Origin of the sequence: Streptomyces sp. TLI_171 (assembly GCF_003610255.1) — a bacterium.
GTDB lineage: Bacteria > Actinomycetota > Actinomycetes > Streptomycetales > Streptomycetaceae > Kitasatospora.
Genome location: NZ_RAPS01000001.1, coordinates 1308873 through 1334434, shown reverse-complemented (window position 1 = coordinate 1334434; position 25562 = coordinate 1308873). Strand labels below are relative to the sequence as shown.

Sequence of the window (25562 nt, the reverse complement as noted above, 5' to 3'; positions counted from 1 at the left end):
GCTGCGGCACCCGGCGGCCGGCGGACTCAACGCCCGCCCAGCGCCCAGGCGATGCCGGACAGGGTGGCCATCGACAGCACGGTGGAGACCAGCACCGAGGCCCGCACCAGGGCGGGCGCCGCGCCGTACAGCCGGGAGTAGACGTACACGTTCTGCGCGGTCGGGAGGGCGGAGAGCAGCACGACGGCGAGCAGCTGGGGCCGCGGCAGGTCGAGCACCAGGGCGCCGAAGGCGAGCGCGGCGAGCGGCTGGACCAGGGTCTTCAGCAGCACCGTCACGGCGAGCTCGGCCCGGTCGGGGCGCCGGGCGGCCTCGCCGGGCGGGGTGTGCAGCGACAGGCCCAGGGTGATCAGGGCGGCCGGGACGGCCGCGCCGCCCAGCAGGTCCACCGAGTGCGCGAGCGCGTGCGGCAGCTGCCGGCCCGTGGCGGAGGACAGGGCGCCGAGGCCGGCGCCGAGGATCACGGGGTTGCGCAGCGGCAGCAGCGCCAGGCGGCGCAGCCGGTCGGCGGGGCGGGCGGCGGCCGACCCGGTGAGGGCGTCGAGCACCGCCAGCATGACGGGCGTCACCAGCAGCACCTGGAAGAGCAGCACCGGCGCGACGAAGGAGGCGTCGCCGAGCACCTGCGCCGCGACCGGGATGCCGAGGTTCCCGGAGTTCACGTAGCCCGCGGCCATGGTGCCGATCGCCTGCTCGGCGGGTTCGCGGCCGAACAGCCGCCGGGCGGCCAGCAGGCCGAGCAGTGAGGCGACCAGGGTGCCGGCGGCGAACGCCAGCATCGAGGAGTTGGCGAAGCTCGCCAGGTCGGTGCGGGCCACCACGGTGAACAGGGCGGCCGGCATCGAGACGTGGAACACGAACCGTCCGAGCACGGTCTCGGCCTGCGACCCGAGCAGTCCGGTCCGCCCGGCCAGCCAGCCGATCGCCGTGAGTACCCAGATCGGCGCGAACGCCTCGACCAACGCCTCCACCCCGACCTCCCGCCGCAGTCAACCAGGTCCGCCCGAACGGTTGGTCGGTGGGGTGCCTCCGGGCTGACGGGGGGTGAGCCGGGTCACGGCCGGGGTCGATCGGGTGGCAGGGCGGCTGCGGTGCGTGGCCGGGGAGAGAGCGGCGTCACAGCGCGGGCCGGTGGCCGGGGTCACACGGGGCCGGCGGCACGGCCGGCCCGGGTGCGGCCCGAAACCCTTGGCAGCACTGGCCTCGGGCCCAAATTCCGTCTGTCGAGGGGACGTTGGGCACCCCTGTGGCCTTCTTCACAGGGCGGCCGGAATTCCGACCCCTCCGAGCAGCGAACTCCCTTGTGGGGCAAGGGGAAAGGGCATGTGAAGAACTCGTGATGAGGTGAATTTCGGATGTTTGCCGCGCCGTTGGGGCTCAGGCAGTGTCGTGGTTGTGCCCCGAGCCGTTCCGAGTGCTCACGGGGCTTCACAGCGCAGCGGACCGCATGACCAGTGCGGCGCAGCGCTCCCGGTGAGCAGGAGCCGCCGGGCCGGCCGTCCCGGGCCGTGGAAACCCGCACCGAGCGGGAGTCCCGCATGTCCAACCCGGGCTCGGCGTGACCTGGAACCGACTCTCGGAGGTACCCGACATGCGACGCATCAAGACCAACCTCGGCCGATTGCCCCAGGTGCGGATGGGCCACCACCGCATGCCCGACGCCGTTCTCGGCATCGGCCTGGCCGGCGCCATCGCGGTCGGCACGCTGCTGCCGATCACCCAGGCGATCGCCGCGCCCGCGCACTCCACCCGCACCGACAACGCCGTGGTCGCCGCCGACGGGCGGACCGACGACCGGACCGCCTCCCGCAGCGAGGACCGCCAGCCGGTCCAGCAGGAGCAGCAGCCGCAGCAGGAGCAGACCCAGCAGCCCGCCGAGCAGCAGCCCGCGGCCCAGCCCGCGCAGCAGCAGGCCCAGCCGCAGGAGCAGCAGCAGGCGCAGCCGCAGCCGGCCGAGCAGCCCAAGCCCGCCGAGCAGCCCAAGCCCGCCGAGCAGCCCAAGGCGGAGGAGCCGAAGGCCGCGGAGCCCGCCGCGCCGGCCAAGAAGACCTACCCGAACAACCTGGACGGCTGGATCGCCGAGGCCCGCGACGTGCTCGCCGCCGCCGGCAAGCCCGTCCCGTCCGCGAAGGCGATGCACGCCGCCGCGATCGCCGAGTCCTCCGGCAACCCGAACGCCCAGAACAACTGGGACTCGAACGCCAAGATGGGCACCCCGTCGATCGGCCTGACCCAGATGATCATGCCGACCTTCCGCGCCTACGCGCTGCCCGGCCACACGGACATCCGCAACCCCGTCGACAACCTGGTCGCGAGCTCGCGCTACTGCGACGCCCGCTACGGCTCGATGGACAACATGGCCGCCGCCCGCGGCTACGGCTCCCACTGGCGCGGCTACTAAGAACCGCAGCCAGCACGCCGACCGGCCCCCCGCGCACCCGCGCCGGGGGCCGGCGCGCGTTCCGGGGGCGGGCCGCCGCCACGCGTCCGTCCCGCTCGGGATCGGCCCGCGGCCCGCGGCCGCTCGCCGGGGCCGTGGTCGGCGCGCCACCATGGCGGTATGGATCCGCAGCGTCACGTCCGCACCCGCACCGCCCTGCACGCGGTCGCCGAACACCTGCTGGCCGGGCCGCAGTACCGGGCGGCCGGGACCATCCGGTTGCGGGTGCGCCCCGGCGGGTTCGCCTGCCGGTTCGAACCGCAGCTGCGCGTGCGTGGGGCCGAACTCGTCGGAGCGGGGCGGGCGCTGGCGCTGTCCGGGGTGAGCTGCGCCGAGCTCGGGGCGGCCGTCGGCGTCGCGGCGGGCCGGCCCGAGGGGCTGTACGGGGACGGCTCGGGAGTGCCGGTGGACGCCCCGCTGGAGCTGGACCCGGAGGCCGCGGAGGCGGTGGCGGCCTGCTTCGCGCACGGCGACGCGGCGCTCCGGGCGCTGTTCCCGCAGGCCGATCCGGTGCTGTGGCCGGAGCACTTCGACCTCGGGGTGACGGTGGACGCCGTGAACTACGGGATCTCGCCCGGCGACGCGTACCTCCCGGAGCCGTACGCGTACGTCGGCCCGCACACCCCGCCGAGCGGGGAGTTCTGGAACGCGCCGTTCGGCGCCGCGCGCACCCTGGCCGCGCTGGGCGGCCCCGCCGCCACCACGGCGTTCCTGGCCGAGGGGCGCCGGCTCGCGGGCGGGACCTGACCGAACGGCCCGCGCCCTTGGAGCTTCCTCCAAGGGGCCTGCGGATCCGGGGGCGTCCGGTTGTGTCGATCTTCAGGATTCAGGCGTGGGCTGGCCCGCGACCGGGGAATGAACGAGAATCGAACGTTGGGTGCGGCGCGCCCGAGTGCGCCGCACGGCCTCGCCGTACCGCGCCCCCGGTGTAACCGTTTCCCCAGCCAGAGAGCCCCTTCATGCGCTTCCTGAACGACCTCAAGCCCGCGTACGACCTCACGTACGACGACGTCTTCATGGTCCCCAGCCGCTCCGCCGTGGGCTCCCGGCAGGGCGTCGACCTGTCCTCGCAGGACGGCACCGGCACCACCATCCCGCTGGTGGTGGCGAACATGACCGCGATCGCGGGGCGCCGGATGGCGGAGACGGTGGCCCGGCGCGGCGGCCTGGTGGCCGTCCCGCAGGACATCCCGATCGAGGTCGTCTCCGAGGTGATCGGCTGGGTCAAGCAGCGCCACCTGGTGCACGACACCGCGCTGACCCTCGCCCCCGGCGACACCGTCGCGGACGCCCTCTCGCTGCTGCCCAAGCGCGCCCACGGCGCGCTGGTGGTGGTCGAGGGCGGCAAGCCGGTCGGCGTGGTGACCGAGGGCGACTGCCAGGGCGTGGACCGGTTCACCAGCCTGTCCGAGGTGATGTCCCGCGACCTGCTGCTGCTGGACGCCGGCATCGAGCCGCGCGCCGCCTTCGACCGCCTGAACGAGGCGCACCGCAAGCTCGCGCCCGTGGTCGCCCCCGACGGCACCCTGGTCGGCCTGCTGACCCGCAAGAACGCGCTGCGCGCCACGCTGTACACCCCTGCCGTCGACGCCGACGGCAGCCTGCGGATCGCCGCCACCGTCGGCATCAACGGCGACGTCGCGGGCCGCGCCAAGGCGCTGCTGGAGGCCGGTGCGGACGTGCTGGTGGTGGACACCGCGCACGGCCACCAGGAGTCGATGATCAGCGCGCTGCGCGCGGTCCGCGGCCTGGACCCGCAGGTCCCGATCGTGGCCGGCAACGTGGTCTCCGCGGCCGGCGTCCGCGACCTGGTCGAGGCGGGCGCCGACATCCTGAAGGTCGGCGTCGGCCCCGGCGCGATGTGCACCACCCGGATGATGACCGGCGTCGGCCGGCCGCAGTTCTCCGCCGTGCTGGAGTGCTCCGCCGAGGCCCGCCGGCTCGGCAAGCACGTGTGGGCGGACGGCGGCGTCCGGCACCCGCGCGACGTGGCGATGGCGCTGGCCGCCGGCGCCTCCAACGTGATGATCGGCTCCTGGTTCGCGGGCACCCTGGAGTCGCCCGGAGACCTGCAGACCACCGCGGACGGCCGCCAGTACAAGGAGAGCTTCGGCATGGCCTCGGCCCGCGCGGTGCGCAACCGGACCTCCGAGGAGTCCGCCTACGACCGGGCCCGCAAGGCCCTGTTCGAGGAGGGCATCTCCACGTCGCGGATGTTCATCGACCCGGCCCGCCCCGGCGTCGAGGACCTGATCGACTCGATCGTCGCGGGTGTCCGGTCCTCCTGCACCTACGCGGGCGCGGCCGACCTGGCCGAGTTCCACGAGAAGGCGATCGTCGGCATCCAGAGCGCGGCCGGCTACGCCGAGGGCAAGCCGCTGCACACCAGCTGGGGCTGATGCCCGCTCAGCACCGCCTCCGCACCGCCCGGGTCGATCATCGGCCCGGGCGGTGTCGTCTGTCGGCGTCCGGGCCGGGGTCCGCGTCGGGGTCGGCGTCGGCGGGCACGCCCGCGTCCACGGCGGCGTCCACGGAGTGGGCCAACATAGTGAACTCCATGGTCAATATGATCTAATGATCGCTCAGATGCGGAGCTTCTGACGCCAGTTGTCGCTCCGCGGCCCTGATGGAAGACCCCCGCGGAGTTCAGGATGACGCTCACGACTGCCAGGCCATCGTCTGCCGGGGCGTGGGGCGTCCCGTGCGGAGCGCCGGCTCGACAGTGAGCCCGGCGGCGAGGTGCAGGGCCGCCGGTCCGCGTGGCATTCTGTCGCGTGCATGACATTCCGTGGGGTTGCGCCTGGGTGCTGCTCCGATCAGTTTTCGTCCGCAAATCTGCCGGGACTCCCAAGGTCGGGCGCTCGTTCGCGGTGAACGGGCTGCTCCTCAACGTCTGGCCTCCGGAGCCGGCTCGAGCCCGAGGACCCCACCGTTGACCTCGATTCCCGAGACCGCCGCAGTGGTGCTTGGCGCCACGACCGCGGCAGGCGCCGTAGCCACGGCGCTGCTGGCACGTTCGCGTCGCGCCCTGGTGGCGCGAAGCGCCGTGCAGTCCGAGGCGCTGAAAGCTTCCGAGCTGCGCGGACAGGCACTCGACCACCAGCTCCAGCAGCTCGGTGACGAGCTCCAGCACCTGGTCGCCACCCGACTCCCGGCCCTGGCGCTGAACCTGGTCAGCTCGCACCACCCGGTGCCCGGCCTGAAGAACGAGGCCCTGGCCGGCACCGCGTACGCCGCGCTGCACGAATCCGTGCTCGGCCACTACTCGGACACGGTGGTCAAGGAGCGGCGGCGGATCGACGCCTCCGCCCGTGCCGCACTCCGCGGCGCCTGCCAGGACATCCAGGCGCTGTCGTACCGGCTGCAGACCCAGGTCGAGAGCCTGCAGGGCGACTTCGAGGACCCGCGGCTGCTCGACAGCCTGTTCCGGGTCGACCACCTCAACGAGCAGGCGATCCGCCTGGTCCAGAAGGCCGCGATCGTCTGCGGCGCCTGGCCCGGGCACGTGCGCCCGGACACCTACGTCGTCGAGATCGTCAGCGGGGCCTCGTCCCGGCTGCACGGCTACGAGCGGATCAAGGTCAGCTCGCGACTGCTCGACTCGAACCTCGCGGTCGTCGGCCGCGCCGCCGAGCCCATCGCGGTGGCCCTCACCGAGCTGATGGCCAACGCCCTGGAGCACTCCCGCGACGACCTCGCGGTGGAGGCCGGCGTCATCCAGACCGGCAACGGCAGCATCTGCATCACCATCGACGACGCGGGCACCGGCATGAGCGCGGAGGCCGTCCGCCGCGGCGTCCGCCTGGTCTCCGGTGCGGACCAGCAGGACACCCTCCTCACCGAGCTCGGCGACCCGCCCGCGCTCGGCCTCGCCGCCATCGGCCGGCTCGTCGCCGACCACGGCTTCCAGGTCTCGATCGACCAGGTTTCCCCCTACAGCGGGGTCCGCGCGGTCCTCACCATCCCCCCGCACCTGCTGACCACGATCGACGAGGAAGAGGAGCCGATCTCCGCGATGGCCGCCCTTCCCGCCGCAGCCCCCGCGGCCCCGCAGTGGCCCGCTCCGGCTGCCCCGAACAGCGCCGCCCCGGACGACAGCGAGGGCGCCGACGACAGCGGCGACCTGCCCCAGCGCCGTCGGCGCCCCCGCGCCGATCGCAGCCGCAGCGACGCTCCCGGCATCGAGCCCCAGGAGCTGAACCCGGAAGCGGCTCGTGACACCTGGAGCCAGTTCCAGGCCGGGCTCGCCGCCGGCCAGGCCCACATCGACTCGAAGGAAGCACAGTGACGCTCTCCACCTCGCGCCCGGTGATCGAGGACCCGTCGTGGGTCCTGACTCCCATCACCGAGGTCAGCAAAGACGTCAAGCACGCCCTGATCCTGTCCAGCGACGGCATGGTCATCGGTGCGACGGACGGACTCGCCCGGGACACCGCGGAAGGCATCTCCGCCATGACGGCCGCCCTGCACGGCGCGGCCCGCGCGGCCGCCAACGCGGCACTGGAAGCCCCGGACGGGACCCCCGTCACCACCATCACCGTGCAGAACGCCCACGGCACGTACATGATCATGCCGGCCGGCGCGCGCACCAACACCTTCATCGCGGTCGCCGGAAGCCTCGACATGCCGATGGGCACGGTCGCGCACATCATGGCCCGCCAGGCCAAGAAGCTCGGCGAGCAACTCATGTCCGTGCCGGCCCGCACACAGGGGGCGTCATGAGCCGCCCCCTGCCGCGGCGGCGGATGATCCCCAGCTACCTGGCGACCCGGGGCGTCGGCACGCCGACCCGCAACACCGTCCACTCGCTGATGGCCGTGGTCGCCACCGGCCTCCCGCCGGCCCCGCACCACACCCCGGTGCAGCAGCGGATCCTCTCGCTGCTCACCGGCGGCACGCTGACGGTCAGTGAGACGGCCGCCTACCTCCGGCTGCAGACCGGCGTGTGCAAGGTCCTGGTCTCCCAACTCCTCGACGGCGGCCACCTGCAGGTGCGGGTGCCGGCTCCCGAGGCATTACTCCCCGACGCAAGCGCCGACCGTCCGTCGAAAGAACTCCTGGAAGAGGTGCTGAGTGGACTCCGCGCGCTCAGGCAGTAGCCCCCGTCCTGTCTACCTGCCCGAGGAGGACCACCAGCGGCTGAAGATCCTGGTCGCGGGCCCCCTCGGCATCGGGAAGACCACGGCGATCAGGACGCTCTCCGAGATCCCCACCCTGCACACCGACGAGGTGATGACCGACGCCGCCGCCTCGGCGGACGACCTCACCCTCGACGGCCTGCGCGGCAAGACCACCACCACGGTCGCCATCGACTTCGGCCGCCTCACCGTGCCGCAGGCCAAGGTGGTGCTCTACCTGTACGGCACCCCCGGGCAGCGGCGCTTCCTGCCGCTCTGGGAGGACATCGCCGACGGCGCCATCGGCGCCCTCGTGCTGGCCGACACCCGCCGCCTGGACCAGTCGTTCGAGGTGATGGACCTGATCGAGGAACGCGGCCTGGACTACGCGGTCGCCGTGAACACGTTCCCGACCTCGCCCGACTACAACCTCGACACCCTGCGGGCCAAGCTCGACCTGGACAGCCGGACCCCGCTGGTCACCTGCGACGCCCGGGACAAGAACTCCACCCTGGACGCGCTGATCGCCCTGACCGCCCACCTGATCGCCCGAGCCGGAGACGAATCCCCGTGACCGCCACTCCTCTTGCCGCCCCGGTGCGCATCCACGGGCCGGAACACGACGCGGACCCGCGGCGCAGCTACGACCTGCTGCGCATGCAGGGGCCGGTCGGCCGCGCGGAGATCTCCCCCGGCGTCGTCGTCCACCTGGTCACCGACTACCGGGCCGCCCTCGACCTGCTCCACGACACGGATACCTGGTCCAAGGACACCCGGCCGTGGATGGACCGGGTCCCGGCGGACAGCCCGCTCATGCCGCACGTGCAGTGGCGGCCCAGCCTGTTCTTCGCCGACGGCGAGCAGCACGCCCACCTGCGAAGCGTCATCACGGACAGCTTCAGCCTGCTCGACCCGCACGACGTCCGGAACCTGACGTTCCGTTACGCCGACACGCTGTTGCAGCAGTTCGCGGCGGACGGCGAGGTCGACCTGGTCGCCCAGTACGCGCAGCAGATCCCGCTGATGGTCTTCAACGCGCTGTTCGGCATGCCGGACGAGTACGCCCAGCGCCTGCTGACGGCGCTGAGCGGCATGGTGAGCTCCGACCCCCAGCAGATGGCCCTGGGCGCGCAGACGCTGAACGAGTACCTCACCACCCTGTACGGCACCAAGGCCCAGCAGCGCGGGCACGACCTGACCTCGTGGTTCATCGACCACCCGAACGGGTTGAGCCCCGAGGACGTCCTCCAGCAGGTCATCATCGTGCTCGGCGCGGGCAACGAACCGCTGACCAACCTGATCGCCAGCACGCTCGCCCGGATGCTCTCGGACGACCGCTACTTCGGCAGCCTGACCAGCGGGAACCTGCCGATCCAGCACGCGATCGACGAGGCGCTGTGGAACGACTCGCCGCTGGCGAACTACAGCCTCCACTTCCCCCGGTACGACGTCCAGTTCCACGGTGCGTTCATTCCGGCCGGGTCCCCGGTGATGGTCTCCTACGCGGGCGCCAACACCTGCCCGCACAGCAACCCGCCGCGGGAGGAGCACCGGTCCGGCAACAAGGCGCACCTGGCCTTCGCCGCGGGCCCGCACGCCTGCCCGGCGCGGTCCACCGCGATCCTGGTCGCCACGGCCGCGATCGAACGGCTCACCTCCTACCTGCCGGACATCACCCTCGCGGTGCCGGCGTCGGAGCTGAGCTACCACGGCGGCCCGATCTACCGGAGCCTGACGGCCCTGCCCGCCCGGTTCACCCCGCTCCAGCCCGGCCGGGTCACCCGCTAGCGGTCCTGGCGGCGGGTCAGGGGGTGCCCGTACCACCGGTGGTGATGTGACATCAACAAATCGGCCCGGGTCCGAAGGGTGTTGTCCGCCACACCGACACCAGGCGTGACAGTCGAAACGCCTGGGGAAGTGCGTTCCTGACCAAACCGGCACGCCAAAGGAACACGCATTGGCCGTTCTTGACCGCAGGAGACGCGCAACACCCGCGCTCGACGTCGCACCCCCGCCCGCCGCACTGGAGCTCCCGGCCGTGCGGCGGGAGGTCGACGTGGCGCTGACCACGTTCCTGGACACCAAGGAGCAGTCCGCGCCCGGCCCGGAACTGCAAGCCCTCACCGCCCAGCTCCGCACGTTCCTGGCAGGCGGCAAGCGCCTGCGCCCCCTGCTGTGCGTGACCGGCTGGCACGCCGCGGGCGGCGGTGACGACCGCTCCACGGCGGTCCGGGCGGCGGCCGGCCTCGAACTCTTCCAGGCCTTCGCCCTCGTCCACGACGACGTGATGGACGCCAGCGACACCCGGCGGGGCCGGCCCTCCGCCCACCGCGCCCTGGCCGCCGCCCACTTCGCCGCCAACGGCGGCCCGGCCGCCCGGGCCGCGCACCACGGCCTGGGCGCCGCCGTGCTGCTCGGGGACCTCGCGCTGGTCTGGTCCGACGAGCTCCTGAACGGAGCCGCCCTGACGGCCCGCCGCCCGGAACGGGTCCTGCCGCTGCTGGACGAGATGCGCAGCGAGCTGCTCTACGGCCAGTACCTCGACCTGCAGACCACCGGCCGGCTGCCCGAGGACGTCGACACCGCCCTCCGGGTCATCCGGTACAAGACCGCCAAGTACACCATCGAGCGGCCGCTCCACATCGGCGCGGCCCTGGCCGGCGCCGACCCGCGGGTGGCGGCGGCCCTGAGCGCCTTCGCACTGCCGCTCGGCGAGGCGTTCCAGCTCCGCGACGACCTCCTCGGAATCTTCGGCGACCCCGAGCAGACCGGGAAGCCGGTGCTGGACGACCTGCGCGCGGGCAAGGCCACGGTGCTGATGGCGCTCGCGGCCCAGCGCGCCACCCGCCGCGAACTGCGGTCGCTGCACGCACGGTTCGGCCGGCGCAACCTCACCGAGCGGGACACCGCCGTGGTCCGCGCCGTCCTGGAGAGCACCGGAGCCCGCCAGGCCGTCGAGGAGATGATCCGGACCAGGCTGGTCCAGGCGCTCGCGGCCCTCGACCACGCCCCATTCCCGGCCGACGTCCGCGCAACGCTGCAGGACATCGCCGGAGCCGCAACAACGAGGCAGGCATGAACGAGCACCCGCACCACAGCTCGCCGGCGACGGCGCTCGTCGAACGCCGACCGGCGGACGACATCCACACCGCCGCGGCGGCCCGACTGATCGCCGCGGTCGACGCCGACCCCTGGGGCAGCGTCCGACCGTCCCCGTACGAGACGGCCCGGGTGCTGTCCAGCGCGCCGTGGCTGCCCGGCGAACGGACCAGGATCGACTACCTGCTCGGCGCGCAGGCCGCCGACGGCAGCTGGGGCGACGGCCCCGCGCCCTACCGGCTGCTGCCGACCCTGAGCGCCGTCGAGGCGGTGCTCGCGGTGCTGGAGCGGCACACCGTGGCCGGCGAGCTGACGGACCGTCTCGCCGCGGCGGCCGCCCGCGGGCTCGCCGCGCTGGCCGACCTGCCGTCGGCCGGGCCGTGGCCGGACACCGCGGCCGCCGAGATCCTCGTCCCGGGCCTGGTCGCCGCCGTCAACGAGCGCCTCGACCGGCCCGGGACCGCCGACTTTCCGCACCTCGGGCCCTGGCGCCGCGGTGCGCGTCCCGTCGTCCCGGGCGGCTACCACGCCGCGGCCCCCGAGGCGGTCGCCGCGAAGTGCCGGGCCGCCGGGAGAGTCCCGTTCAAGCTCAACCACACCTTCGAAGGCATCTCCGGGCACCTCCCGGAGTCGCTGCTGCCCGCGGCGGACGGGCTGCTCGGCAGCTCTCCCGCCGCCACCGCGGCCTGGCTGACCGCCGCACCCCGCTCCGGGGAGCGGCGGCAGCGCGCGATCGAGGAGCTCACCGCGGTGGCCCACCGCTACGGCGGGCTCCTCCCGGAGGCGGCGCCGATCACGGTCTTCGAGCGGCTCTGGGTCGCCGCCGCGCTGGCCCGTCCCGGCCTGCCGCCCGTCGCCGTCCCCACCCTGCGCACCTGGGTCGACCGGATCCACCACCCCGAAGGGGTGCGCGGCGCGCCCGGACTGATGGTGGACGCCGACGACACCGCCATGACGGTCCTCGTCGCGGCCCTGGTCGACCGGCCCCGCGACCCCGCGCCGCTCGCCCCCTTCGACAACGGCCGCCACTACGACTGCTACCTCGGCGAGGACACCGGATCGCTCAGCGCCAACGCGCACGCCGTCCAGGCCCTGCAGGCCCACCTCGGCCACCACCCCGAGCAGGCCGAGCACCGGATGCCGGTGGTCCGCCGGGTGGCGGACTGGATGACCGACCGTCAACTGCCGGACGGACACTGGACCGACAAGTGGCACGCCTCGCCGTACTACGTCACCGAACGGTGCGTCACCGCGCTCGCCGCGACACCCGGCCCCCGGGCGCGCCAGGCCGTGCGGGCGGCCGCCGACTGGGTGCTGGCCACCCAGCACCGGGACGGGTCCTGGGGCATCTGGGGCGGCACCGCCGAGGAGACCGCCTACGCCGCGAAGATCCTGCTCCGCACACCCGGGATCGCACCCGGCCATGCCCTGGACCGCGCCGAAACCTTCCTGCACGACACCGCCCGCACCCCCGAGCACCAGCACCCCGCCCTCTGGCACGACAAGACCCTCTACGCGCCGGACGCGATGATCCAGGCCGAGGTCCTCGCCGCCCGCCACCTGCTGCGGACCCGCCACGAAACGGAGCACCGCCCGTGACCACCCCCGCAACCGCCGTTCCGCACGCACCCGGTCGCCTGCCCGTCCTCGGACACGTGGTGCCGCTGCTCCGGGACCGGCTGGGCTTCATGCAGCAACTGCGCGGCCACGGCGACGTGGTGCAGATCAAGGTCGGCCCGCGGTCGGTGTTCGTCGTCAACTCGCCCGACCTGATCTGGGAGATGCTCACCGCCCAGTCCGCGAACTTCAACAAGGGCCGGCTCTTCGACAAGCTCCGCCTGTTCGGCGGATCCCCGCTGCCGATCGCCGAGGGGCAGCAGCACCTGCAACGCCGCCGCCTGATGCAGCCCGCCTTCCACCGCGAGCGCATCAACTCCTACATCGACCGGATGGGCGCCACCGCCGAGGCCACCGTCCGGACCTGGCAACCCGGGGCGCGCCTCGACGTGCTGAACGAGATGCAGCTCATGGCCCAGGGCGTCGTCATGTCGGTGATGTTCTCCGCCGAGCCCGACCGCGACCCGGCGCAAGCCGTCATGAACAGCGTCGACACCGTCTTCCAGGCCGCCATCCGCCGCGCCGTCGTACCGGTCTCCGGCTGGGAGAGGCTGCCGCTGCCCGGCAACCGCAAGCTCCGGGCCGCGAACACGCTGCTGCGCCGCACCGTCAGCGACATCGTCGCCGCCCACCGGGCCGCCCCCGCGCCGCAGGACGACCTGGTCTCGATGCTCCTCGAAGCCCGCGACGAGGACGGCCGGCCGCTGGACGAGGACGAGATCCTGTCCGAGATCACGGCCCTGCTGGCCGCCGGCTCCGAGACCACCGCGGTCACCATGGCGTGGCTCTTCCACGAACTGGGCCGCAACGCCGACCTCGCGCAGCGGCTGCACCAGGAAGTGGACACCGTCCTGGCCGGCGGCCCGCTGACCGCCGAACACCTGCCCCGGCTCGTCCTCACCCGCCGGCTCGTCACCGAGACCCTGCGGCTGCACAACCCCGGCTGGATCGTGACCCGCGAGGCCAACGTGCCGGTCCGGCTCGGCACCGCCCACCTGCCCGCCGGGGCCGACCTGGTGTGGAGCCCGTACGCGCTGCACCGGGACCCGGAGCTGTACCCCGACCCGCTGCGGTTCGACCCGGACCGCTGGCTCCCCGAGCGGCCGCAGCCCCCGAGGGGCGCGTACATCCCGTTCGGCGCCGGAAAGCGGATGTGCATCGGCGACGCCTTCACCTGGGCGGAGGCGACGGTCCTGACCGCCCTGGTCGCCTCCCGCTGGACCCTGCAGCACGCCCCGGGCACCGACGTCCGGCCGGTGCCCGCGATCACCGTCCACCCCTCCTCCCTGCAGATGATCGCCGAACCCAGAACGCCCGCGGCGGCACGGAAGGCAGCATGACCAGCACCGCCCTGCCCATGCCCGACCTCTCGGGCGCCTTCCCCGGCCCGTTCCCGGCCGGCCCCCACGCGGCGGACGTCCGGGCGCACCTGGAACAGTGGCTCGACCGCTTCCCGCTGCTCGGCCGGCCCGAGGCCCGGCACCTGCTCTGCGACATCGTGGCGCACGGGGTCGCGCGGACCTTCCCCGGCGCCGAACCGGACGGCCTGTTCCTGAGCGCGGACCTCTTCCTCTGGCTCACCGCGTTCGACGACACCCACGGCGAGGCGACCGCGGCCGCCGACCCGGCCCGGCTGGTGCGCCGGATCCAGGGATGCGTCCACCTGCTGGCCGACGGCGAGCCGTCCGGCGAAGCCGATGTGTTCGACGCGGCCCTGCACGACCTGCTGGCGCGGCTGCGGGCCCGGGCGACCGCCGCCCAGTACCTGCGCGTCACCGGGTGTCTCCGGGACGTCCTGTTCGGCATGGTCTGGGAGGCGCACCACCTGGGCGGACCCGGGCCCGTCGGCCTGCGGGAGTACCGCGCGGTCCGCCCGCACACCGTGTTCGCGCGGACCCTGCTCGCCCTCGCCGAAGTCGTCCTGGGGTACGAACTGCCGGACGGGGCACGGCACTCGGCGGCCGTGCGGGAGCCGGAGACGGCCGTCGCGGACCTCGCCGGCATCCTGAACGACCTGGGCTCCTACGCGCGGGAGTCCGCCAAGGGCGCCCCGACCTCGCTGAACCTGGTCTCGCTGATCACGCGGGAGCGGGACTGCGACGTGGCCGCCGCGTTCGCCGCGGCTTCCCGGCTGGGGGAGGAGCGGGCCGCCGCCGCCCGGCGCGGGATCGCGGTGCTCGCCGCCGACGGCTCGGCCCCGCTGGCGCGGCACGCCGAGGCGCTGGAGTCCATCGCCTGCTCCTACGTCTGGCACATCGACCACGCCCGCTACCAGGGGGGCTGAGTGCGCCTCAGTTTGGGCTGAGCGGGGTGAGCAGCGCCCGGCTGACCATGCCCACGGACCCGGACAGGGCGTCGGCGACCGTTCGGGACGCGGGCGGGACCCGGCGCAGCTCCCACAGGGCCAGCACCGAGGCCCAGGCGGCGTCCCGGGCCCGGTCGATGCTCCACACGCCGAGGACGTGCAGCAGCGGGTCGGCGGCGGGCACCCCGGTGGGGAGCAGGGTCGCCCGGACCTGCGCCTCGACCTCGGCGAGCAGGGTGTTGATCCGCAGGTAGTCGGCCTCCAGCTGCCCGGGGGAGCGGCCGGTCCGGTGGCAGGTGTCCAGGACGGCCAGCGGGAGGTCGTTCTCGATGTGGGCGTTCATTCCCGCCAGCGCGAACTGCAGCGGGTGGATGCCCGGGGCGGCGCGCAGCTCGAACAGCGGACGCCAGCAGGCGGCGGGGCGGCGGCCCGCACCGTCCTCGTCGACGGCGGTCAGGTAGCGGGCGGCGAACACCGCGTCGAGGTCGGCCATGGTGGCGGGATCCTCGAAGTAGGCGTCGGCGAGGTGGTCGCGGACCAGCCTGGTGACGGTGAGGTACATCGCGTTGAACACGGCGACCCCGTCGCCGGCCGGGAGTTCGGCGGCGAGCTGCGCCATCCGGTCGACCACCTGGTCCACCGTCAGCACCGGTGCGGTCATGCGCGTCCTCCTACGGGCGTGGTCGTACGATCCGATGGTGTGCTGATCTGCCGTCAGCCCACCCTCGCAGGCAGGGGAGGTGCTGCCAAGCCGCGGCGGGCGGACGGGCGAGCGGGAATAACCAGGTGCGCAGATCGGGGCGGGTCGGGCAGCATGGGCCGCGACGGCGGAGCCGGGCGCACGGGCGCCCCCGCCGTTCCAGGTCCCCGGAGGTTCGCGTGGTGAAGCGATATTAGTGGCGGCTCGCACCGCCCACCGGCCTGCCCGCTTCCCGGGTGGCCGGGCCTCCGGATGATCCTCCCGCCGACGTACCCCGCCCCGCGCCGCTGAGCCCGCGGGGTGCGCTCCGTCTCGGGTCCTCGTTCCCGCCGTGAGCCTCGGGCGGCCGTCCCTTCGCGGGCCGGTCGGCGCTCCTCGCCGTCAGGCCCCGTCCCCCGACGACCCGTTCCCCAACGCGCCCCCGTTGGCGCGCCCCCGTTCCGCCCCGAGAGGACGGCCATGACCACCGGCAGCGAGTTCGACCGAAGCATCACCCTGATCCGCGAACTGATCGAAGAAGAAGGGGAGTTGCGCGAGGGACCGGACCTCGGACGGCTGCTCGGACTGCTGGCCGGACGCCGCGCCGCGGACCTCTCGGAGCTGCCGCCCCGGCGGCAGGCCGCACTGCTCGGAGCACGCGCCGCGCAGATCCTGCCCGGGGTCGACCGACTCGCGGAACTCCTCGCCGAGGGACGGCCGTTGACCGTGAAGTTCGGCATCGACCCGACCGGCGCGGAGGTCCACCTCGGGCACGCGGTACCGATGATCCTGGCCAGCCGCCTCCAACGGATGGGCCACCGGGTGGTGTTCCTGGTCGGCGACGTCACCGCCCGGATCGGCGACCCGTCCGGGCGCAGCACCGAACGGCCGCCGCTCACGGCCGAGGACGTCCACCGCAACGTGGCGACCTACCGGGAGCAGGTCGGCCCGTTCTTCGACTTCGAACGGGCCGAGTTCCGGTTCAACAGCGAATGGCTGGAGCCGCTCGCACTGCCGCGCTTCCTCGGCGTGCTGTCCCGGCTGCCCGCCTCCGCCGCGCTCCAACGGGAGGACTTCCGCACCCGGCTGGCCGACGGCAGCGGACTGACCCTGGCCGAGCTGGTGTACTCCGTGGTGATGGCGCTGGACTCGGTGGAACTGGGCGCGGACGTCGAACTCGGCGGCCTCGACCAGCTGCTGAACCTGCAGATGTGCCGACGGGTGATGGCCGCGGAGGGTCGGCGGCCCGAAGTGGTGCTGGCCACCGGCCTGATCGAGGGCACCGACGGGACGGGCGCCAAGATGAGCAAATCGAAGAACAACTTCGTCGGGCTGGCCTTCCCCGCCGAGGAGATGTTCGGCCGGCTGATGGCCTGCGCCGACCGGCTGCTCCCCGACTACCTCCGCGCCCTCACCGAACTCCTCGACGAAGAAGTCGAGTTGCTGCTCGCCCAGGTCGACGACGGGCGCCGCCACCCGATGGCCGTCAAGACCCTGCTGGCCGCCGCCGTCACCGCCACCGTGCACGGGGCGCCGGCGGCGCTCGCCGCCCGGGACGCGTTCCGGGCCCGCTACTCGGTGCGCCGGTTCTCCGAAGCCGGGCCGCTGCCGTCGCTCGACCCGGCGGCGCACGGGGCGGCGACGCTCGGCGAGCTGCTGGTGAAGGTCACCGGCGAGCTCCCGAGCCTGAACCAGGTCCGCCGGGTCGCCGAAGCCGGCGGCCTCCGGCTCGTGATCGAAACCACCGACGGCGACCGGCGCACCGTCCCCCTCGCCCGCGCGGCCGCGGACGACCGCCTCCTCGTCGTCCTCGCCACCCACGGCCTGACCCGCCCCGACCCCGCCCGCCGCCTCTTCCTCCGCTGCGGCCGGAAGGTCGTCGAGCTGACCTGAGCGGCTTGCGCCGCGTCGCGCGCGAGGTGACGGTGCGGCGTCCGGGCGGGGGCTCGGATGAAGTCGGCTGCGCGGGGCGCACGTTGGCGGAGGAACGGCGGAGGAGAGGAGCGGGCCTTCGGCGGTCCCGGTGAATGTTCCGCAGGAATATGACGAACTGAGTGACCGTCAGTAGTATGACCTTTACGGCCTGTTCGCCGGGCCGGGCTCCTACCACTTCGTGCGCGCCGCGGGCGAAGGATCGCCGCGACCGCCGCTCGTCCGGGTGAATCCGGGCGCTGGGACCGTTGGGCAGGCGCCGATGCGACAAGCCTATGAGTCGGGCGTGTCGCAGTCGAACCGAACTCCCCAGGTCAACTCCTCTGGGGGAAACGAGTGCTGACGAACCGTCAGCCTCAGCCCGCAACGGCTATGCTGCTGCGCGCCCGGGCCCCGCCGCACCGCCCGGCCCCACCCGTGCCGCTGTTCCGTCCCTGAGACCGTATTGAGGATGCTGATGCTTCGAGCCGGATCGTCACCAGGAAACCGGCTGCCCGCAGCCGTGCTCGTCTGTCTGCTGCCCGCGGTGGTGATCGGCGCGGCGATCGGCCTCGCCGCCGCCGCGGCCCCCGGGCAGACGACCTCGGGGATCATCTGGTGCGGCCTGATCGGCGCGGCGGCCGTGGCGGCGGCCGGCTACGAAGCGGTGCGCCGGGGCCGCGCACTGGAGCAGTCCTACGCAGAGGCCGCCCGCCTCGACGAGGACCTGCACCACCGGCTGGCGCGGCAGCAGGCCGGCATGCTGGAACTCGCCAAGAACGAACTGCCCGCCGCGGTCGCCCGACTGCAGGGCGGCGAGTTCATCACCGACGTGCTCCGCTCCTACGAGCAGCAGCACGTCGCCAACGCCGGCGACGAGTTCCACGACGCCCGGCTGGCCGTGCTGCGCTCGGTCCTCGACGCGGTCGACAACGAGGAGGCGATGCGCGAGTCCGCGCAGCGCGCCTTCGTCAACATCGCCCGCCGGGTGCAGGCGATCGTCCACCGCCAGGCCGTCGACCTGCGGCAGATGGAGGACCGGCACGGCGACGACCCGGCGGTCTTCGACGACCTGCTGATCCTCGACCACGGCAACGCGCTGATCGGCCGCCTCGCCGACTCCATCGCGGTGCTCGGCGGCGCCCGCCCCGGCCGCCAGTGGAACAATCCCGTGCCGCTGTACAGCGTGCTGCGCGGCGGCATCTCCCGGATCCTCGACTTCCGCCGGGTCGAACTGCACCCGGTCTCCGAGGTCGCCGTCACCGGCCCGGCCGTCGAACCGCTGATCCACGCGCTCGCCGAGCTCCTCGACAACGCCACCCGCTACTCGCCGCCGCAGACCGACGTCCACCTCACCGCGGTCGAGGTGCAGACCGGCATCGCGATCGAGATCGAGGACGGCGGCCTCAGCCTCGGCGAGGAGGGCCGCGCCCGCGCCGAACGGATGCTGGAGGAGGCCGAGTCCGGCATCGACCTGAACGACCTCGGTGAGACCCCGCGGCTCGGCCTGGCCGTGGTCGGCCGGCTCGCCCGCGCCTACGGCTTCCAGGTCTCGCTGCGCCCGTCCGCGTACGGCGGCGTCCGGGCCGTGCTGATCGTCCCGCAGCGGTACATCACCACCGCGCCCGCGCCCAGCCGGGCCCACGGCATCGGCCGGATGGCCGCCTCCGCCTCCACCGTGGTCGGCCCGCGCCGGATGGAGCCGGAGCGCGACCCGCACGGCTACACCCCGCCCACGGCCGCGCCCGCCGCCACCCACACGCCCGCCGGCGGCTTCGCGGCCGCCGCGGCCTTCCCGCCGGCCGGGACGTACCCGCGCGCCGTGCCGGCCCCCGCACCCGCGGAGGACGACGCCCCGATGGTCGTCGAACGCAATGCCAACGGCCTGCCCCAGCGCCGCCGCCACGCCGCCCAGTTGCGCCCCGGCGCGTCGGCGGGCCGGTCGCTGCAGGTCCCCGAACCCGCCCCCGAGCCGGTCCAACCCGGCCTGTGGCTGGCCGCCTTCACCGACGGGGTCAACGGCCAGGAGCCGTCCGCCGGCCAGGGCGGCCGCCACGCCAGTGAAGAGTCAGCAGGGAAAGGCGAGAAGTGATTCAGCAACGGACCAACATGGACTGGATGCTCAGGGACCTCGCGGAGAGCGTCCCGCACGCGCGGCACGCCATCGTCCTGTCGGCCGACGGCCTCCGGCTGGCCCAGCACGGCACCGACCCCGACACCGCGGACCGGCTGGCCGCCGCCTGCGCCGGCCTGCAGAGCCTGGCGCACGCGGTCGGCCACGAGTTCCCGCACGGCGACGGCCGGATGCGCCTGGTGGTGATCGAGGTCGGCGGCGGCTTCTTCTACCTGATGGCGGCCGGCTCCCGGGCCTACCTGGCGGTCCTCGCCGACGAGGGCGTGGACGCGGGCCTGGTCGGCCAGCGGATGCGCGACCTGGTCGCGCGGATCGGCGAACACCTGACCACGCCCGCCCGCAGCGGCGAGCAGATCGCGTGATTCGGGCCGCCGACCCGACGGACCGTCGGACCACCGCCCCGGCGGTGGCTCCGGGGGACCGCCGGGCCGACCGTCCGATCACAGACAGTCCGACCGAGGTGCGGGGATGAGCAACCAGGACTGGGAAGAGGCCAACCCGGAGCGGCTCTACGTGATCAGCCGGGGCCGCGGCCGGAAGGCCGCCACCGCCGGATTCGACCTGGTCACACTGATCATCGCCCGCTCCCGGCCGGAGCCCACCATGCAGCCCGAACACGCCGCGATCCTGCGGATCTGCGGCTCCCCGCTGTCGGTGGCCGAGATCTCCGCGTACCTGAGCCTGCCGAACAGCCTGGTCACCGTCCTACTGGCCGACCTGCTCGCCGAGCACAGGATCGAGGCCCGCGCCCCCATTCCGCGGGCCGCCCTTCCCGACCTTTCCCTGTTGGAGGCAGTGATCAATGGACTTCAGCGGCTCTGAACCGGTGCGCGGGCCGCGCGAGGCCGAACTGCTCCCGGCCACCATGGCCAACGCCGTCAAGGTCGTCATCGTCGGCGGCTTCGGGGTCGGCAAGACCACACTGGTCGGCGCGGTCAGCGAGATCCGCCCGCTGACCACCGAGGAGACCATGACCGAGGCCGGCGTCGGCATCGACGACCTGGCCGGAGTGGAACGCAAGAACTCCACCACTGTCGCGATGGACTTCGGCCGGATCACCATCAGCGACGAACTGGTGCTGTACGTCTTCGGCACACCGGGCCAGGAACGCTTCTGGTTCCTGTGGAACGGCCTGTTCGAGGGCGCCCTCGGCGCGGTCGTGCTGGTCGACACCCGCCGCCTGGAGGTGTCCTTCGACGTCCTCGGCCGGCTGGAGGACCGCGGGGTGCCGTTCGTGGTCGCCATCAACTCCTTCCCCGAGTCACCCGGTTACCCCGTCGACGACCTGCGCGCCGCCCTCGACCTGCCGCACCACGTGCCGATCGTGGAGTGCGACGCCCGCTCCCGGGAGTCCAGCCGCGACGTCCTGATGGCGCTGATGCGCTACCTGTACGAGCTGGCCGCCCAGCCCGTCGGCTGACCTCCCCGCCGCCCGACGGCCCCTCACCTCCCCCGAGACCTCCCCGGAGTCCCCCCGTGACGTACGAAGAAACCGCGTACGACCCGTACGCGCCGCAGCCGGGCGCCGCCGTCCCGCCGCCGGGCTGCCCGGCCCACCGCGGCGCCGCGCCGCAGGGCGACGCGCTGCTGCGGCTGTTCGGCCCGGAGGCCGAGGCCGACCCGGCCGGCTTCTACGAGAAGCTGCGGGCCGAGTACGGCGAGGTCGCGCCGGTGCTGCTGCACGGCGACCTGCCGGCCTGGCTGGTGCTCAGCTACTCGGCCAACCTGACCGCGATGCGCACCCCGTCCCGGTTCTCCCGGGACTCCCGGCGCTGGACCGAGTTCCAGCAGGGCCGGGTCGCCGAGGACTCCCCAGTGCTCCCGGTGATCGCCTGGCAGCCGACCTGCTCCTTCGTCGACGGCGAGGAGCACCGACGGCTGCGCACCGCGGTCACCGACGGTCTGAACAGCTTCGACCGGCGCGGCATGCGACGCTACGTCACCCGCTTCGCCGACCAGCTGATCGCCGACTTCGGCAACTCCGGCCGGGTCGACCTGGTGTCGCAGTTCGCCGAGCACCTGCCGATGCTGGTGATGACCCAACTCGTCGGCATGCCCGAGGAGTACGGCCCGCGGCTGGTCGAGGCCGCCCGCGACCTGGTCCGCGGCACCGAGACGGCGTTCGCCAGCAACGAGTACGTGGTCGAGTCGCTGCGCCGCACCATGGACCGCAAGCGCCTGGAGCCGGGCGCCGACCTGGTCACCCGGCTGATCGAGCACGCCTCCGAGCTGACCGAGGACGAGGTCCTGCAGCACCTGCGCTCGGTGCTGCTCGCCGCCAACGAGACCACCATCAACCTGATCTCCGAGACGCTGAAGATGGTCCTCACCGACCGCCGCTTCCGCGCCCACCTGTCCGGCGGCCAGATGACCCTGCCGGACGCCCTCGACCAGGTGCTGTGGGACTCCCCGCCGTTCATGCTGGTGCCCGGCCGCTGGGCGACCGGCGACACCGAGCTGGGCGGACGCATCATCAAGGCCGGCGACATGCTGCTGCTCGGCCTGGCCGCGGGCAACGCCGACCCCGCCGTGCGCCCCGACCTGGACACCCCGCTGTTCGGCAACCGCTCGCACCTCGCCTTCGGCAGCGGCCCGCACGAGTGCCCCGGCCAGGAGATCGGCCGGGCGATCGCCGAGACCGGCATCGACATCCTGCTCACCCGCCTGCCCGACCTGCAACTCTCGGTCAGCGAGGCGGAGTTGAGCTGGCGAGGGAACTGGATGTCGCGGCACCTGAACGCGCTGCCGGCCCGCTTCACCCCGCGCGCCGCGCTCCAGGAGCAGCCCGCTCCCGCCGCCGCGCCCGTCTCCACCCCGCCGCCCGCCGCCCCCGCGCCCGCCGCCCGGCCCGCCCCTGCCTCGGTGGCGGCCCCGGCAGCCGCGGTGCCCGCGCAGCGCCGCCGCGGCTGGTGGGCCGGCCTGCTCGCCAAGCTGCGCGGCTGACGGGCGGCCGCACGCCACCGCTGACGGCCGGAACGGCCCGGCCCGGCCGTCAGCTCCCCCGGTTCGCGAGCGCGGCACCGGCCCGGGTCGCGGCGGCATGGGCGAAGGCGTGCACGAACGGGTGCGGGCCCTCGTGCGCGGGCGTCAGCTCCGGCTGGAACAGGGTCGCCAAGTAGAAGGGATGGTCCGGGAGTTCGGCCACCCGGACCGCGCCGTCCAGGTCGTGCCCGGTGAAGTGCATGCCGTGGGCGCGCAGCGTGTCCAGGTAGGCGGGGGAGAGGGTGTAGGCGCAGTTGTAGCGGGCCGTCGCGCGGTCGGCGCCGAGCAGGCCGGCCGCCGCCGACCCCGGCTCCAACCGGATGCCGGCCTCCTGCCGGTACAGCGAGCAGGACAGCGGCACGATCAGCAACTCCGCGGCGTCCGGTTGCTGTTCGGCGTGCGCCGCGCCCCGGATACCGCAGACGTGGCGGGCGAACTCCAGCATCGCGTGCTGGAAGCCCCCGCAGGTGCCGAGGAACGGGATCCCGCCCTCGCGGGCCGTCCGGGCCGCCGCCACCGCGCCCGCCTCGCTGCGGTACGGGCTGCCGGGGAGCAGCCAGACGCCGTCGAAGCCGGCCAGCTCGTCCGGATCGACGGAGTCGGTCGGCACCCAGTAGGCGTCGGTGTCGAGACCGTCCGTGTCGAGCAGGGCGGCCAGCATCCGGGGCGCGTTCAGGTGCGCCGGGACGTGCGGGGAGCGGTCGCCGACCAGGGCGATCCGGGCGGGGCGCGGGTACGGGTTCGAGGTCATGACGGCATCCTGCTGCGGCCGGGCGGCGGCGGTCCAACGCGTGTTGCTGCTGGCCCATCAGCCCTGCTGATGGGCCCATACTGGCCGCCGTGGAGCTGCACCTGCTGAAGACCTTCGTCGCCGTCGCCACCGCCGGCTCGTTCTCCGCGGCCGCCCGCGAGCTGGGCTACACCCAGTCCGCCGTGTCGCAGCAGATCGCCCTGCTGGAGGCCGAGTTGGGCACGCCACTGCTGCACCGCCGCCCGGTCCGGGCCACTGCCGCCGGGGTCCGGATGCTCGACCACGCGCAGCTGGTGCTGGAGCGGATGGACGCCGCCCGCGCCGAGCTGCGCCGGATGGCCGCCGCCGACCGTCCCGAACTCGCCCTCGCGGTCTCCCCGTTGGCGCTGGACGCGGTGCTCGCGTCGGCGCTCGCGGCGGTCCGGGCCGCGCAGCCGCGGGTCCGGGTGCGAGTGTCGGTGCTGGACCGGCGGGCGGTCGCCGCCGAGGTGGCCGCGGGCGGGTACGCGGTCGGCGTCACCGACGGGTACACGGCGCCCGGAGGGCCGCTGCGGCTGGGCGACCTCGGGCCGGTGCGTCAGGTCGGCCTCGGTGAGGAGCCGTGCGCGGTGGCGCTGCCCGCCGACCACCCGCTGCGCCGCCGCAGCCACCTCGACCTGGCCCAACTCGCGGACGCGGGCTGGCTGGACGCACCGGGCATCGCCGCGCCGCTGGACGACCTGCGGGCCGCCACCGGACTCGACGCCTTCCCGGTCCGCACCGGCTACGACGGCCTGGACGTGCCCGCGCTGCTCGCCCTGTGCGCGGCCGGCCACGGCCTCGCGCTGCTGCCCCGGGGTCTCGCGCCCACCGCTCTGCCGGTGCGCGGCCCGCGGTTGATCCACCGGCGGGAGCTGCTCTTCGCGCCGAGCCCCTCCGCGCCGGCCCGGGCCTTCATCGACGCCCTGCCGCGCGGGGCCTGAGGGTCGTTCGGCCGGCCGGCGGGCGGCGCCGGAGGCCGTCCGGAGGCGGGATGCCGGAACCGGCCGGACCCCGAGGGACCCGGCCGGTCGTGGTGGTGCCCCGGGCCGGTCCGACGACCCTCCCCCACAGGGGGTCGCCGGGCGGTGGGGCGGGGGTGGTGACTAGCAGGCGCCGAGGTCGTCCCAGACGCCCCACTGGCCGGTGGTGCCGGGCTGCTCGCCCTGGGTCCACCACTTGGCACGCCAGTTGTGGTTGCCGTAGGAGACGGTCTCGCCGCCGTTGTAGACCGTGGCCGTGTTCCAGGCCGCGGCGGTGCAGCTGCCGGTGCCGCCGGTGCTGCCACCGGTGGTCCCGCCCGTCGTGCCACCGGTGGTGCCGCCCGTGGTCCCGCCCGTGGTCCCGCCGGTGGTGCCACCGGTGGTGCCACCGGTGGTCCCGCCGGTGGTGCCGCCCGTGCCGCCGATGTTGACGTCGATGCAGGAGTAGAACGCGTTGGCGGTGTCCGCGACGTTCCACACCGCGAGGACCTTCTGGCGGCCGGTGAAGCTGCCGAAGTTCACCGAGTGGCTGAAGTCCGCCGGGGGCTGGGCGTTGTTGCCGGGGAACTGGGCGATCAGCGTGGTGCCGATGTAGTACTGCCAGTTCGAGGTGGAGTGCCGGGCCGTCAGGTGCCAGCTGAAGCTCTGGGTGGAGGACACGTTGGTGACCGCCCAGCCCTTGTTGTTGTCGTCGAGCTCCGCGTACTCCGAGTGGCCTCCGCTACAGCTGAACAGGCCCTTGGGCCCCTCCACGCTCTGCGGCTCGTACTTGATCTGGCCGCAGCTGACGACGTTGTTGGCGCACTGCGCCTGCCGGCTGGCCGGGTCGGTGACCCAGCCGTGGGCGCTGGCGGAGCCCGCCGAGACGGTGAGACCGAGCAGCGGGGCGATCAGTGCGCCGACGGCGACGGTCACCGTTCTCTTGGTCTTGATTGCCTTCATCGTTTCTGTCCGTGCCCTTCCTGGTGTGGGGGTCAGGGCCGTCCGGACACACCGGCTTGGGGACACGGCGGACACCGCCGTGGCGCGGGGTGCGAACACGTGCGGGCCTCCGTGCGACCGGTGCGTCAGGTCGGGGAGACGGCCATAGGTCTAGACCGGATACTGAGGGAGACGATAGCGGTGTACCGGTCCCGGTCAAGGGCCTGGGCGAAACCGGCTGTCCGGGCTGCGCGGGCCCGCCGCGTTGCTGACGCTCCGTCACCGCCGGCGCGACGGCCGGGAAGTGACGGAATGTGAGACAGAAGCGCCCAGCATGCGGACGCGCCCTGCCTCCGACCGGCCCGGACGTGGTAGCTTCCCCGGCATGTCGCAGCGAGTCTTCCTCACCACCCGGGGTCACATCGACCTCCTCCGGGTGTGTTCCGCTGCCTGTTGTCGCGCCTGACCGCTACCGCTGCCCCGGCCGTGTCCTGTTCCGGCCGGTAGTCGTCCGCTTCCGTTCCACTCCTCGGCCGTGCCCGGTCCTCAGCCGGGCACGGGTCCGACCTGCCCGCTCCCGGTCCACCCCCGGAGAAGAGGACCCC

24 protein-coding genes are annotated in these 25562 nt (G+C 73.8%); 19 read left to right on the top strand and 5 right to left on the bottom strand.

The genetic code is table 11. The features are described from left to right. Positions 1-26 precede the first annotated feature (26 nt). The gene (locus BX266_RS06125) at positions 27-971 is read right to left on the bottom strand and encodes an AEC family transporter (RefSeq protein ID WP_259464572.1); all 945 of its coding nucleotides are present in this window, start codon (positions 969-971) and stop codon (positions 27-29) included. Between the two features lie 620 nt (positions 972-1591). Here BX266_RS06125 and BX266_RS06120 point away from each other — a divergent pair. The 3 genes from BX266_RS06120 (at position 1592) to BX266_RS06110 (ending at position 4839) form a co-directional block, all read left to right on the top strand. Further along, positions 1592-2401: a transglycosylase SLT domain-containing protein gene (locus tag BX266_RS06120; RefSeq protein ID WP_099897897.1), complete on the top strand. Its 810-nt coding sequence runs from the start codon at positions 1592-1594 to the stop codon at positions 2399-2401. 159 nt (positions 2402-2560) lie between these two features. Continuing rightward, positions 2561-3187 carry a hypothetical protein gene (locus BX266_RS06115; RefSeq protein WP_099897896.1) on the top strand — a complete coding sequence of 209 codons (627 nt, stop codon included), beginning with the start codon at positions 2561-2563 and terminating at the stop codon, positions 3185-3187. A 212-nt stretch (positions 3188-3399) separates the two neighbouring features. Continuing rightward, positions 3400-4839 (top strand): GuaB1 family IMP dehydrogenase-related protein, encoded by a 1440-nt coding sequence (locus tag BX266_RS06110; protein WP_099897895.1) that lies wholly within the window; start codon positions 3400-3402, stop codon positions 4837-4839. A gap of 37 nt (positions 4840-4876) precedes the next feature. Here BX266_RS06110 and BX266_RS39755 read toward each other — a convergent pair whose 3' ends face one another. Further along, positions 4877-4999 (bottom strand): hypothetical protein, encoded by a 123-nt coding sequence (locus BX266_RS39755; protein WP_259464571.1) that lies wholly within the window; start codon positions 4997-4999, stop codon positions 4877-4879. 373 nt (positions 5000-5372) lie between these two features. Between BX266_RS39755 and BX266_RS06105 the strand changes: the two genes are divergently transcribed. The 9 genes from BX266_RS06105 (at position 5373) to BX266_RS06065 (ending at position 14557) form a co-directional block, all read left to right on the top strand. Then, positions 5373-6728 (top strand): ATP-binding protein, encoded by a 1356-nt coding sequence (locus tag BX266_RS06105; protein ID WP_143686869.1) that lies wholly within the window; start codon positions 5373-5375, stop codon positions 6726-6728. Continuing rightward, positions 6725-7162, top strand: coding sequence for a roadblock/LC7 domain-containing protein (locus BX266_RS06100; protein WP_099897893.1), 438 nt, complete (start codon positions 6725-6727; stop codon positions 7160-7162). The genes BX266_RS06105 and BX266_RS06100 overlap by 4 nt, the downstream gene beginning before the upstream one ends. Next, complete coding sequence (locus tag BX266_RS06095; RefSeq protein ID WP_099897892.1) at positions 7159-7539, top strand: DUF742 domain-containing protein; 381 nt, start codon at positions 7159-7161, stop codon at positions 7537-7539. Before BX266_RS06100 ends, BX266_RS06095 begins: the two co-directional genes overlap by 4 nt. Further along, entirely contained in the window at positions 7514-8131 is a 618-nt protein-coding gene (locus BX266_RS06090) for an ATP/GTP-binding protein (protein WP_399169088.1), read from the top strand. Before BX266_RS06095 ends, BX266_RS06090 begins: the two co-directional genes overlap by 26 nt. Then, entirely contained in the window at positions 8128-9345 is a 1218-nt protein-coding gene (locus tag BX266_RS06085; protein WP_143686868.1) for a cytochrome P450, read from the top strand. Before BX266_RS06090 ends, BX266_RS06085 begins: the two co-directional genes overlap by 4 nt. Positions 9346-9514: 169 nt before the next feature. Further along, positions 9515-10636: a polyprenyl synthetase family protein gene (locus BX266_RS06080; protein ID WP_259464570.1), complete on the top strand. Its 1122-nt coding sequence runs from the start codon at positions 9515-9517 to the stop codon at positions 10634-10636. Next, positions 10633-12255, top strand: a complete 1623-nt coding sequence (locus BX266_RS06075) for a prenyltransferase/squalene oxidase repeat-containing protein (protein WP_099897890.1) — start codon at positions 10633-10635, stop codon at positions 12253-12255. The genes BX266_RS06080 and BX266_RS06075 overlap by 4 nt, the downstream gene beginning before the upstream one ends. Continuing rightward, positions 12252-13613: a cytochrome P450 gene (locus tag BX266_RS06070; protein WP_180290399.1), complete on the top strand. Its 1362-nt coding sequence runs from the start codon at positions 12252-12254 to the stop codon at positions 13611-13613. Before BX266_RS06075 ends, BX266_RS06070 begins: the two co-directional genes overlap by 4 nt. After that, positions 13610-14557 (top strand): terpene synthase family protein, encoded by a 948-nt coding sequence (locus BX266_RS06065; RefSeq protein WP_099897888.1) that lies wholly within the window; start codon positions 13610-13612, stop codon positions 14555-14557. The genes BX266_RS06070 and BX266_RS06065 overlap by 4 nt, the downstream gene beginning before the upstream one ends. 7 nt (positions 14558-14564) lie before the next feature. On the opposite strand, the gene BX266_RS06060 is transcribed toward BX266_RS06065, so the two are convergent. Then, entirely contained in the window at positions 14565-15239 is a 675-nt protein-coding gene (locus tag BX266_RS06060; RefSeq protein WP_099897887.1) for a DUF5995 family protein, read from the bottom strand. Positions 15240-15737: 498 nt separating this feature from the next. Between BX266_RS06060 and tyrS the strand changes: the two genes are divergently transcribed. The 6 genes from tyrS (at position 15738) to BX266_RS06030 (ending at position 22245) form a co-directional block, all read left to right on the top strand. Continuing rightward, a complete protein-coding gene (tyrS, locus tag BX266_RS06055; RefSeq protein ID WP_099897886.1) occupies positions 15738-17150 on the top strand; it encodes a tyrosine--tRNA ligase in 1413 nt (470 codons plus the stop codon). A 496-nt stretch (positions 17151-17646) separates the two neighbouring features. Beyond that, a complete protein-coding gene (locus BX266_RS06050; protein WP_099907461.1) occupies positions 17647-19260 on the top strand; it encodes an ATP-binding protein in 1614 nt (537 codons plus the stop codon). A 17-nt stretch (positions 19261-19277) separates the two neighbouring features. Continuing rightward, positions 19278-19664, top strand: a complete 387-nt coding sequence (locus BX266_RS06045) for a roadblock/LC7 domain-containing protein (RefSeq protein ID WP_218969325.1) — start codon at positions 19278-19280, stop codon at positions 19662-19664. A gap of 106 nt (positions 19665-19770) precedes the next feature. After that, positions 19771-20124, top strand: coding sequence for a DUF742 domain-containing protein (locus BX266_RS06040; protein ID WP_099897884.1), 354 nt, complete (start codon positions 19771-19773; stop codon positions 20122-20124). Then, positions 20105-20722 carry an ATP/GTP-binding protein gene (locus BX266_RS06035; RefSeq protein ID WP_099897883.1) on the top strand — a complete coding sequence of 206 codons (618 nt, stop codon included), beginning with the start codon at positions 20105-20107 and terminating at the stop codon, positions 20720-20722. Before BX266_RS06040 ends, BX266_RS06035 begins: the two co-directional genes overlap by 20 nt. A gap of 56 nt (positions 20723-20778) precedes the next feature. Continuing rightward, a complete protein-coding gene (locus tag BX266_RS06030; RefSeq protein ID WP_099897882.1) occupies positions 20779-22245 on the top strand; it encodes a cytochrome P450 in 1467 nt (488 codons plus the stop codon). Between the two features lie 49 nt (positions 22246-22294). Here the strand turns inward: BX266_RS06030 and BX266_RS06025 are convergent, their stop codons facing one another. Then, complete coding sequence (locus tag BX266_RS06025) at positions 22295-23035, bottom strand: glutamine amidotransferase-related protein (RefSeq protein WP_099897881.1); 741 nt, start codon at positions 23033-23035, stop codon at positions 22295-22297. An 89-nt stretch (positions 23036-23124) separates the two neighbouring features. On the opposite strand from BX266_RS06025, the gene BX266_RS06020 reads away from it, so the two are divergent. After that, on the top strand, positions 23125-23997 hold the full coding sequence (locus tag BX266_RS06020; protein WP_099897880.1) for a LysR family transcriptional regulator: 873 nt from the start codon (positions 23125-23127) through the stop codon (positions 23995-23997). A gap of 162 nt (positions 23998-24159) precedes the next feature. Here the strand turns inward: BX266_RS06020 and BX266_RS06015 are convergent, their stop codons facing one another. Beyond that, positions 24160-24969, bottom strand: coding sequence for a lytic polysaccharide monooxygenase (locus tag BX266_RS06015; RefSeq protein ID WP_099907459.1), 810 nt, complete (start codon positions 24967-24969; stop codon positions 24160-24162). Positions 24970-25562: the final 593 nt, after the last annotated feature.